This is a genomic window from Microvirga roseola, from assembly GCF_020866965.1.
Taxonomy (GTDB): Bacteria; Pseudomonadota; Alphaproteobacteria; order Rhizobiales; family Beijerinckiaceae; genus Microvirga; species Microvirga roseola.
Window position 1 is genome coordinate 1 of sequence record NZ_JAJATX010000088.1, and the last position, 10,618, is coordinate 10,618.

At 61.3% G+C, this 10,618-nt stretch carries 6 protein-coding genes and 1 pseudogene; 4 read left to right on the forward strand and 3 right to left on the reverse strand.

What is annotated here, in order from left to right; genetic code table 11:
• Positions 1–440 precede the first annotated feature (440 nt).
• Both LG661_RS23075 and LG661_RS23080 read right to left on the reverse strand, forming a co-directional pair.
• Positions 441–1,907, reverse strand: a complete 1,467-nt coding sequence (locus LG661_RS23075) for a sensor histidine kinase (protein WP_230534340.1) — start codon at positions 1,905–1,907, stop codon at positions 441–443.
• Positions 1,908–1,915: 8 nt separating this feature from the next.
• Positions 1,916–3,079 (reverse strand): acyl-CoA dehydrogenase family protein, encoded by a 1,164-nt coding sequence (locus LG661_RS23080; RefSeq protein ID WP_230534341.1) that lies wholly within the window; start codon positions 3,077–3,079, stop codon positions 1,916–1,918.
• A gap of 346 nt (positions 3,080–3,425) precedes the next feature.
• Here LG661_RS23080 and LG661_RS23085 point away from each other — a divergent pair, with 346 nt between their 5' ends.
• Entirely contained in the window at positions 3,426–5,357 is a 1,932-nt protein-coding gene (locus LG661_RS23085; protein WP_230534342.1) for a PAS domain S-box protein, read from the forward strand.
• A 52-nt stretch (positions 5,358–5,409) separates the two neighbouring features.
• Here the strand turns inward: LG661_RS23085 and LG661_RS23090 are convergent, their stop codons facing one another.
• Complete coding sequence (locus LG661_RS23090; protein ID WP_230534343.1) at positions 5,410–8,376, reverse strand: PAS domain S-box protein; 2,967 nt, start codon at positions 8,374–8,376, stop codon at positions 5,410–5,412.
• 575 nt (positions 8,377–8,951) lie between these two features.
• On the opposite strand from LG661_RS23090, the gene LG661_RS23095 reads away from it, so the two are divergent.
• The 3 genes and pseudogenes from LG661_RS23095 to LG661_RS23105 all read left to right on the forward strand — a co-directional run.
• The gene (locus tag LG661_RS23095; RefSeq protein WP_230534344.1) at positions 8,952–9,593 is read left to right on the forward strand and encodes a TetR/AcrR family transcriptional regulator; all 642 of its coding nucleotides are present in this window, start codon (positions 8,952–8,954) and stop codon (positions 9,591–9,593) included.
• Entirely contained in the window at positions 9,583–10,035 is a 453-nt protein-coding gene (locus LG661_RS23100; protein WP_230534345.1) for a cupin domain-containing protein, read from the forward strand. The genes LG661_RS23095 and LG661_RS23100 overlap by 11 nt, the downstream gene beginning before the upstream one ends.
• A 48-nt stretch (positions 10,036–10,083) precedes the next feature.
• A pseudogene (locus tag LG661_RS23105) lies at positions 10,084–10,618 on the forward strand (ISNCY family transposase); the annotation flags it as partial.

Here is a 10,618-nt window from a genome sequence, read left to right on the forward strand (position 1 = left end):
CAACCGCCAAGGTGGGGAAAGATGCTTTGCGCCAAGGTGAACAATCATCGTGGCGGGAGTGTCCTAATGCCATGGAACAAGTTGACAGGAGCACTCGCAAGGATGGACTGAATGAGTCAGCGTTGGCACTTCTCGGACCTTGCGCGTAGGTCTGCCCGAACGCACTCCCCGGACCAAAGAGGTTAGTCCGCTTCGCCGGGGAAGGCCGACTTTCATTGAGAGGTCGGAAGGTGAAGGATTGACCCGGTGCGGACATCCGCAGCCGCCAGTTAGGGTATGTACTCGCGGTATTGCACGCAGTTCCACAACATTACATTGGTTATGGTGTGATGTAACCGCCGGGCATCTGCTCGGCTGGAAGTGTAANGTGCGGACATCCGCAGCCGCCAGTTAGGGTATGTACTCGCGGTATTGCACGCAGTTCCACAACATTACATTGGTTATGGTGTGATGTAACCGCCGGGCATCTGCTCGGCTGGAAGTGTAATCACAGCCCGGAATCCCTCAGGTCTGAACTCAGTCTGGAACTCGCCGCCAAGATCGTTCCTGATCGAGCGCTCGATCAGCCGTGAGCCAAAGCCCCTCCGTGTTGGAACGGCAACAAGCGGGCCACCCCGCTCAACCCATTCGATCCTCAAACCGGATCTGTCCTGAGCCCACGATACCTCGACCCAACCTTCCAGTCTGGAGAATGAGCCATACTTTGCGGCATTCGTCGCAAGCTCATGGCTGACCAAACCGAGGGAAAGCACGGCTTGGGACGGCAAGTACACCTGCGGTCCCTTCAGCTCATAGCGCGGCTCGCCACCTCCTCCATAAGGAGCAAGCTCTGCGTCCAGGACGTCGTCCAGGAAGGCGCCTTCCCAACTGCTCTGGGTTAGCAGATCATGCGTCCGAGAGAGCGCGATGAGGCGCCCCATCAGGTCTGCCTGGAATGCCGAGGGATCCGGTGCATTCCGAAGCGTCTGCTGAACCAATGACTGGACCGTTGCCAGCGTGTTCTTCACGCGGTGATTGAGTTCGTTGATCAGGAGGCTCTGGCGGCGCTGAGCCTGCTTGCGCTCAGTGATGTCCCGCGCGGTGAAGGAAATGCCTGCCAGTTGCCTCGCTTGCACATAGACCGGTGCGATACTGATCTCCGCATCGATCATGGTTCCGTCAGGGCGTGCAACCCCGGTGTGATGCTCCCTGACCACTTCACCCAATCTGACCCGGCTCAGCAACCGCTCTGTCTCGGGCTGGAGATCCGAGGGGAAAAGGGAGATAACACTGCGGCCTACCACGCCGTCGTCGAGGCGAACTCCGAAGAGATCGGATGTGGCCTCGTTCCAGGCGAGCAGCTTTCCATCCTGATCTGCTGCGAAGATGGCATCCGGTGTGGAGGTCAGAAGAGTGGTCAGATAGCTTTGCGACAGCAGGTGCTGCTGGTGCGCCTCGCTCGAGTTCGAGGGCTGACTGAGCCGCTCGTTGATGTACTCGCGAACGAGGGCCGCTTCGGACTGGCGCAGCGCGCTTGCAAAGGCCCCCATCAGCAGGCGCCTGAGCTCCCCGGCATCCGCTGCCTTCGTGATCACGCGTGCCCCATGCAACTCGGGAACGAACGGCAGCATGCGAGAAAAGGACTCGTGACGGTCCGCGTCCAGTAGGAAGAGAATGCTCAGGCTTTGGTTGTCCCGCCTGAGTTCCCTGGCGGCTGCCAACGGGGAGCTTACCTCCGATCCGATCAGAACGATCGGCACCGATGTGCCGCCGTGCTCCCGCAGGGCGTAGCGGGCACTCGGCTCATCAGACACCACATCAACCCCGACATCGCCTAGCAGCGGATCCGACAGGAGTACCCGCAGAGCGTTCGCCTCTCCTGCGCCGGCCAGTGCGACGACGTGGGGGCGTGTTGGGGATGAGCGCACGTGGTGCCTCAGAGCGGGGGCAGGCCGAGGGCGGTGCGCCCAAGCCATGTCTTCAAGAGGTGGGTCGTCGGCGACATGACGGGCGCCGCCTGGGCATCGCGCATGGCGCGCTGGAGGGGGCCATCATCCTGGTACGCACGTCCGCCGGCTACAGTCATGGCCATTCTTGTGACTTCCACGGCGGAGTCCGCAGCCTCAATCTTCGCGGCAAAGAGGGCCTGAACGGCCTCAGGAGAACGAGCATCTCCGAGCTTTGCGGCATGGTGGGTCAACTGCCGTGCCCGGGACACGCGCAGCCACATCTCGGCGACATCGTGAGCGAGAACGGGGTTGTCGGCCAGGGGTTCCGACGCGTGTGCGAAACGGCGCCCCTTCAAGGAGGCGATTGCCCCGTCCAGGGCCGATTGAGCGATGCCGATATAGGTGCCGGCCATGGCGATCAGGAAGAAGGGGGCGATCACCTCGAAGACGTACCAGATATGATCCCCTTCGCGCCCCAGAAGGTTGGTGGCCGGGACACGGACGTTGTCCAGGCGTGCCGAACGCGAGCTGTTCCCCCGCATGCCGAACCCGTTCCACGGCTTGCCCCAGTGCAGGCCTTCGCTCCCCTTCTCAACGAGCACACAGGTAAAGGTGCTTGGGTCGTGCTCGTCGCCCTGGGCGACGGCTGAGACGACGTAGGAATCCGCTTGGCCACCGCTGGTAATAAAGGCTTTCTCTCCATTGAGATCAAAGCCCTCTCCGGCGTGCTCGAAGGTGGCGCGGGGGAGGTACAGAAACACGCCTGAGGCTGGCTCGCTCAGGGCAAGTGAGCTGATATGGCGGCCCTCGGCAATCGGGCGCAGATAGCGTTCTTCCTGATCCGGGGTTGCCTTGGCAGCGATGACCTGGGTGGCAACACAGTGCATCCCGTAGCACATCGAGGTCGAGCCACACGCCTTGCCAAGCTCTTCCGTGATGACCGAGAGGGCAAGCAGCCCCTCGCCAAGGCCGCCGAGATGGCGGGGGACATGGAGGCCGAGCAGGCCGGCGTCAGCTAGGGCTTTCATGCCTATAGCAGGCCACTGGCCCTCCTGATCAACCCGTTCGGCATTCGGGACCAGAATGGAAGCAGCCAGCTCAGCGGCCCTGGCCTGAAGGCTCACCAGCCCTGCGGGTAAATTTGCATCCATGAAAGCTTGTCCCGAGGTAGCACGAGTTGCACCGCACGCTCGTAGGAAGCCGGGATCTGTTGATCGCCGGGAAGCTCGGCAGATTTAGGGTACTGTAACGAGAATATCAACCTAAGCCGTGAAGTATGCCATTTGCTTTGGAAGTATGCAGGATGATGGGCACGGGCGAGCGTAGGAGGGTGCCAACTGCTGTCTTGAGGCTCTGTGGCCAGACCGAGATCGGCCCAAGCGAAGTCTGCCGCCAGTCATGGCCCCCGCGTGCGCTGGCCCATCTCACTGCTGTGCCGCAGTGACATTCTTTGCCACAGCTTATATGATGGTTCTTGTTTTCCCAATGCCTCCGCTGATGTCCCCCAGATCCACGCTGAACGTTTCGCTTACCCCTGAGCTCCTCCGCCTCATCGGCAAGGATGTCACCTCTGGCCATTACCAGAGTGCCAGTGAGGTCGTGCGTGCAGCTCTGCGGGACTTCTACGCGGGACAAGCCAAGGTTGATCAAAGTGGCAGGACCGATCTCGCCCCATCCACTACCAGGAGCACGCAGCAGGTGGAAGCTCTCTTCGCCCAAGCGGCGGCAGGGATGGCCCAAGTCGACCTGACCGGCCGCTTTGTGCGCGTCAACAACCAATACTGTGCCATCCTGGGCCGCCGCAGCGATGAGCTTCTCCAGTTCCGCATGCAGGATTGTACTCACCCGGACGACCTCCCGCACAATATGGTGCTGTTCCGACGTGCTTTGGAATTCGGTGAGGCGTTCGAAATCGAGAAGCGCTATCTACGTCCAGATGGATCGGTGGTCTGGGTGCGCAATGCTGTCAGCCCCATTCTAGACAGTTCCGGCAAGCCAGACAGCATCCTGGCTGTGTCCATCGACATCACTGGCTACAGGCATGCCCAGGAGGAACTGCGTGAGAGCGAGGCTCTCAAGGGCTCCATCCTCGACGCGGCGCTCGACTGCATCGTCAGCATTGACCATGAGAGTCGGGTCATCGAATGGAACACTGCCGCGGAGCGGACCTTCGGTTATTCCCGTGAGGCGGCCCTTGGCCGAGATTTGGCCGAGCTCATCATCCCGCCGGAGTTCCGGGAAAGGCACCGCGAAGGCATGGCTCATTATCTTGCCACGGGTGAGGGGGCTGTGCTGAACCGGCGCATCGAGCTGGACGCCCTCCAGGCTGACGGCTCCCGACTCCCGGTCGAGCTGGCCATCAGTCCAATCAGTGGAAGAGATAAGCCGCGGTTTACAGCATACTTGCGTGATCTCACCCTCCGCCGGCAGGCGGAAGCGGCCCAGCGCGAGAGTGAGCAGCGCCTTCGCTTAACTTATGAGCACGCCTTCACCAGCATTGCCGAGGTGGATGCCAGCGGTCGTTTTCTGCGGGTGAACGAGCAGTTGAGCATCATCACCGGCTATAGCCGTGAGGAGCTTCTGGGGCGTACCTTCATCGACATCACTCACCCCGAGGACAGGGGGGCTGATCTCGATCAGTTCCGCCGACAGATGGCTGGCGAGCTCGACGCCTATGCCCTGGAGAAGCGCTATGTCCGCAAGGACGGAAGTACCATCTGGATTGAACTGTCGGCCTCCCGGGTGGATGACGAGAGCGGCAATCCGCTCTACGGCATCCGTGTGACGCGCGATATCACCGAACGCAAGCGCGCGGAGGAGCATCAACGACTGCTCCTCAACGAGCTGAACCACCGGGTGAAGAACACCCTCACGACCGTGCAGTCGATCGTCTTCCAGACGCTGCGCAATGCGCCAAGCCCGGAGGACGCGCAAACAGCTCTATCGAGCCGCTTAATCGCTCTGTCAAAGGCGCATGACGTGCTGACCCGGGAGAGCTGGGAAGCGGCGGGCCTGCATCAGATCGTATCAGAGGCCATGGAGCCGTTCAGGGCTCAGGGTGAGAACCGGATTCAGGTTGCGGGTGTTGAGGTCCGCCTGCCTTCCTCGATGGCACTGGCGATCGCCATGGCGCTCCAGGAGCTGGCGACGAACGCGGTGAAGTATGGTGCCCTCTCGAATGAGTCTGGCAAGGTGGGGCTCCGCTGGAGCTTGGATAGGACGAACAGCCCGGCCGATCTCCATTTGCGCTGGGAGGAGAGCGGTGGCCCGCCTGTGCGTCCCCCGAGCCGCAGGGGATTCGGCACACGGCTGATCGAGCGGAGCCTTGCTGGCGATCTCCAGGGCCAAGCAAGGATTGAGTTTGACCCGGCAGGACTGGTCTGCACGATCACAGCCCCAGTGCCTGCCCCGAGTGTCGCAGTGCCATAGTGCCGCTGAACTTCGAGCAGGCCGTGGTCTGTTCCAGCGCTCCTGTTGACACTCAGGCTCGACGACCTGCGAATCCGCCGACATCGATTTTTGCGACATTCGCCTCCAGGGCATCGTCGAGCACTGCCCCTCCTCGCAATAACTCGTCAGCGCCCTCATTCAGTCTGGCCGACCACGCCCCTATGAACGGCGGAACTGCGTCAGCAGCCATCGGCTTTCCGAAGAAGTACCCTTGGCCCAGATCGCATCCTTGCTCCCGAAGGAGGGCAGCTTGTGCTGAGGTCTCGATGCCTTCGGCAACGACCGTGATATTCAGACTTTGGCCAAGATCGAGGACAGCTTTGACAATCGCCATATCGCTGGATTCCTCCTCAATACTGCTAACGAATGATCGATCCAGCTTCAGGACGTCGACGGGAAACTTGTTCAGGTGTGTCAAAGACGCGTAGCCCGTGCCAAAATCGTCAAGAGCGATCTTGATTCCCGCAGCACTCAAGGTCTGCAATGCGTGCTCCACGTTTGCCGCATCGCGCCCAACAAGCACCGTCTCGGTTACCTCGATCTCAAGGCAACTTGCCGGCAACCCGGCCAACCGGAGTTGATTGAGCACCCGCTCGGCATAGTCGCCACTGAGGAACTCACTGGCTGAGGCGTTGATGGCGATCGTTCCGACATCGACACCCGCGTCGAGCCAAGAGCGCAAGTCCCTCAGGACAGAGGCAAGCATCCGCTCGCCGATGGCGACGCCAAGCCTCGGATCGTCGAAGGCAGAGGCAAGCGCGCTGGGAGGCTGTGGCTCCATGCGGGGGTGGTGCCACCGCAACAACGCCTCGAAGCCCGCGGTGGCACCGGTGCCAAGCGTGACTTTCGGTTGGTAGAACGGAACGATCCAGTCGAGTTCGAGCGCCTTTTGGGCCAGCCGCAGCGCCGAAGCAGCTTGCTGGATTCCTTCCCGGATGGCGGGTTCGAACATCCTGAACAAGCCCGGTCCGGCAGCCTTGCCGCTGTAGAGCGCGAGGTCCGCCTGCTTCAGAAGCTCATCAGGCCCCATGCCGGGTCCGGAGGTGATGGCTCCTCCGACACTCGCGCGGTAGCTCCGCCCGATATTGCTTCCGCTCAACGGCTTGCGGGCTTGGGCAATGACGTGGCTCGCGACGCGGGCGACGTCCGCCTCGTTCGCCACATCAGGCAGGATGATGGCAAACTCGTCCCCGCCGAGGCGGGCCACATCGTCGGGATCTGACGCTGTGCTCTGGAGCCGCTGGGCAAACGCCTTGAGGACAGCGTCCCCCGCATCGTGGCCGAACCGGTCATTGATCTGCTTGAAGTCGTCCAGATCGATGATCAGCAAGCCGACCCTTTGGTGCGATGCAGCAGCCCTATCGAGCGCCCGCCGGAGCCGCTCCTGGAAAAGTCTCCGGTTGGGCAGACCGGTTAGTGGATCATGATACGCAGCCCAGCGGAGGTGCTCCTCCGCGAGTTTCCTGTCATGGATGTCCTCCTCCGCCCCGTACCATCGAACAATGGTGCCGGTCTCGTCACGTCGGGCGGTCGCCCGTGCGCGAAACCAGCGATAGCTCCCGTCAGCCGCGCGCAGGCGGAACTCATCATCAAGCGGCTCGCCTGTGGCGACGGAATGGGCCCACTTCCGCGTTGCCGATTCCAGATCATCGGGATGCACGGCTTTGGCCCAGCCGTCCTCAGCGAGCACTTCCTCGCGGGACAGTCCTGTCAGGGCGAGCCAGCGGGAGCTGATCTCAATGGTTCGCCCGTCTGGGTCTGCAATCCACGGGATCTGCGGGTTCAGCTCCACCAGGTAACGGAAGTTTTCCTGGCTTTCTCGGGACTGCTCTTCTGCCCGTTTCCGTTCATCGATGTCCTGCGCCACCGTGACGGTGGAGATCACCTTGCCGCATTCATCGTGAACAAACGAGACATTGACCGCACACCACTTCGCTGTCCCATCCGGCCGAACGTATCGTTTCTCGATCTGAAATGGCGTGCCATGCTTCCGGTGTTCCTCCCACACGGCTAGGTTCCGCGGGAAGTCCTCCGGATGGGTAAAGTCCTTCATCGGGAGACTATCGAGCTCTTCCCGGGTTCGCCCAACGAGATCGCAGAAGCGCTGGTTGACCATCAGCACCTCGTTGTTCAAACCCCGATGCAGGATGCCGACCATGGTCTGGCCGAACACGGTCGCAAGTTGGCGTTCCCGCTCGCGGAGCGCTTGGGTGGCCAGCTTGCTCTCGTGGACGTCCTCCAGCGTGCCGTACCACCGAAGGATGGTGCCATCTTCGCCGTGCCGTGCTGTGGCGCGAGCCCGGAACCATCGATAGCTACCGCTGGATAGAAGCAGTCGGTACTCTGTATCGAGCGGATCGCCGCTCGTGACCGAGTGCCGCCAGTTTTGCTGCGTCGGCGGCAGGTCGTCCGGGTGCAGGGCGGCGATCCACCCACGGCCGAGCCCCTCTTTCACGGGCATCCCCGTGAGCTCATGCCAGCGCGAAGAGGCACTGATGATGTTCCCGTGCGGATCGGCCGTCCAGGGGATCTGTGGGTTCAGCTCGACGGAGTAGCGATAGTGCTCTTCGCTTTCACGCAGCACCGCTTCAGACCGCCGGAGCTCCGTGATATCGGAGATGACCGCGACGATGAAGAGTTCCTCCCCAGCCGTCCCCGGAAGAGCAACGAGACGCTTGTGGGTGCTAAGGGTACGAATGGTACCATCTGCTGCGGTGATGTGCTCTTCGACCTGGCGGTCCTCACCGGTCGAAAATACCTCGTCGTCGAGCGCCCAAAAGGCGTCAGCTTGATTCTTTGGAACGAAGTCGTGATCCACGCGACCGATCAGTTCCTCAGGGGAGCGCCCGAGCAGGACGCATGCGGCGTCGTTCAGAAATACGAAACGATGGGCACGGTCCTTGACGATGACCGGTTGCGCAATGCCGTTTAGGATAACTTCTAAAGCTCCCGCCGCGCTACGGGATTTGGCAGAGGCGGGGCTATTCTTCAACTGCATCTCGTAAAACCTAGATCCGCTGCGGGCATCTCTTCTCCACCGTATTGTTCGGATCCTATTCGTCAGTTTACCCATTGCTGTAGAGCATACATCTGGAGGATTGCAGAACAGGTTAATGGTCGACAGACAGCCTGCTCGGGTGCCCAAGGCAAGGAAAGTCGAGAGCCTTGATATAATATTAACAACTGAATTGCTTCACTATGAATGCAACAGGTTTGCCAGGACGTAAGCACCTTTATCCTAGCGATCTAGGTTAGGGATCTGCCAACGTGCAACACTGCTGGATGTAGCTCAACAATGATCGCCGTCAGTTTACGAAGGCCCGCAGAGAGCTGATACCTATTGAGCAGCGGGAACGTGAAAGTTGACCCAAAGCTCCCACGCGACGGTGGCGGCACGAATATCCACGATGGGTGCGGGAAGGTCATTCGGTATCTGGATCATAGTTCAGAGCACCGCCTTCAACCAAACGCCTCACGCGTCAAATTGCGGCTTTTGCGACACTTGAAGTAACATCAATTGACGGCGGCAAATTTTAATGGCACAGACAGTGTCGCGAATTTGAGGCGAGCCGCATGTCCAGTGTCCGTACCTACAACAGCCCACTGCGCGAAGAAAAAGCGCGTGAGACGCGCGAGGCGATCCTCGCCGCGCTGTTCGAGTTGATGGATTCGGCGAGCGCCCCGGACGAGATCAGCACCGAAGCCATCGCCCAGAAAGCCGGGGTACAGCGGCGGACCGTATTCCGCCACTTCGCGACCAAGGACGATCTGCTGGCAGCATTCTGGCCTTGGCTGAACACCCGGATCGGCGTCTCCGCGACGCCAAAGACTCTGAATGAGATTGTCGACGGCCCGCGACAAGCCTTCCTGCAGTTCGACATGCACGAAGCGGCGATCCGCGCCTCCTTGCATTCCCGAACTGGCCGCGAGATGCGGATGGGCATGGTGGCGAACCGGCGCGCGAATTTCGCTCGTGCACTCGCTCCCGTAAGCGCTTCCCTTCCGCCCGCCGAGGCCGAGAAGATCGAGGCGCTGGCGCATCTGCTCTTCTCCGCCTCTGCATGGGAGATCCTGAAAGATTACGGCGGTCTTACCGGCGCCCAGGCCGGCGAGACCGCGTCTTGGGCGCTCGAGTTGATCCTGTCCGCGGTCACCTTGGGCAACTCTCCCGCGGACGCCACATCGCAAATGAAGGAGACCGGCGATGAAGATTGATGTCACCACCCCCGGAGACGGCGAGACCCTCTGGGTTGTAGCCGACCGCATCCGCTTCCTGGGCGGCCTTGCGGGCTCGAACCTCGAACTTATTGAGGTCGAGGTCCCACCAGGCTCCGGTACTCCGCCGCACAGCCATGCCTCGCCCGAACTCTTTTACGTGATCGAGGGTGAGCTCACTGTCCGCCACTTTGCCACGGACGGCCCGCCCGAGGTGACGATTGCGGGGCCCGGCACCTCGGTGCGCGTCGACCCGAGGGCGCCGCACAACTACTCGAACGACGGTGGCAACCCGGTGCGGATGCTCGTGCTCATTGAGCCTTCCATGATCGCATTCTTCCGCGACATCGGCACGGTTGAGCCGCCGGCGCAGCCCGACTTCGCCCGAATTGGCGCGGCCATGCAGCGTCATGGTATCGAAACGCCGACGATGGCGGCCTGAGCTACAGCGCAGCTTCGAGGATTTCAGCAACTCGAGCGTCGCTGCATTCATGCCATCTTCCGGGTCAGCAACACCGCCGCGGAAGGCGGCGACGGGATGACCCAGTTCGGACGGGCGATGCACGAACTCAACATCGATGTGCTGTGCGCCAACACGCCGGCCGCCAAGGGCCGCATCGAGCGCTCGTTCGGCACCTTGCAGGACCGTCTGGTCAAAGAGATGCGCCTGGCCGGAATTTCGACGATTGAAGACGCGAACGCATTCCTGCCGGGGTTTCTGGCCGATCACAACCGGCGTTTTGCCAAGGAGCCCTTCAGCCGCACGGATGCTCACCGTCCGGTGCCGCAGGAGATGATGTTGGAGGATATCTTCGCCTGGAAGGAGGAGCGTACGGTGACCTACAACCTGACGCTCCAGTACGACAAGGTCATGTTTTTGCTCGAGCCGAACGAGGTCACACGCCCCCTCGCCCGCCAGCGCGTCACGGTGATCGACTATCCGGATGGGCGCTTGGCGATCCGCCACAAGGGGGTCGACCTGCCCTACCGCACCTGTGACAAGCTCCAGCGTGTCACCCAGGCGG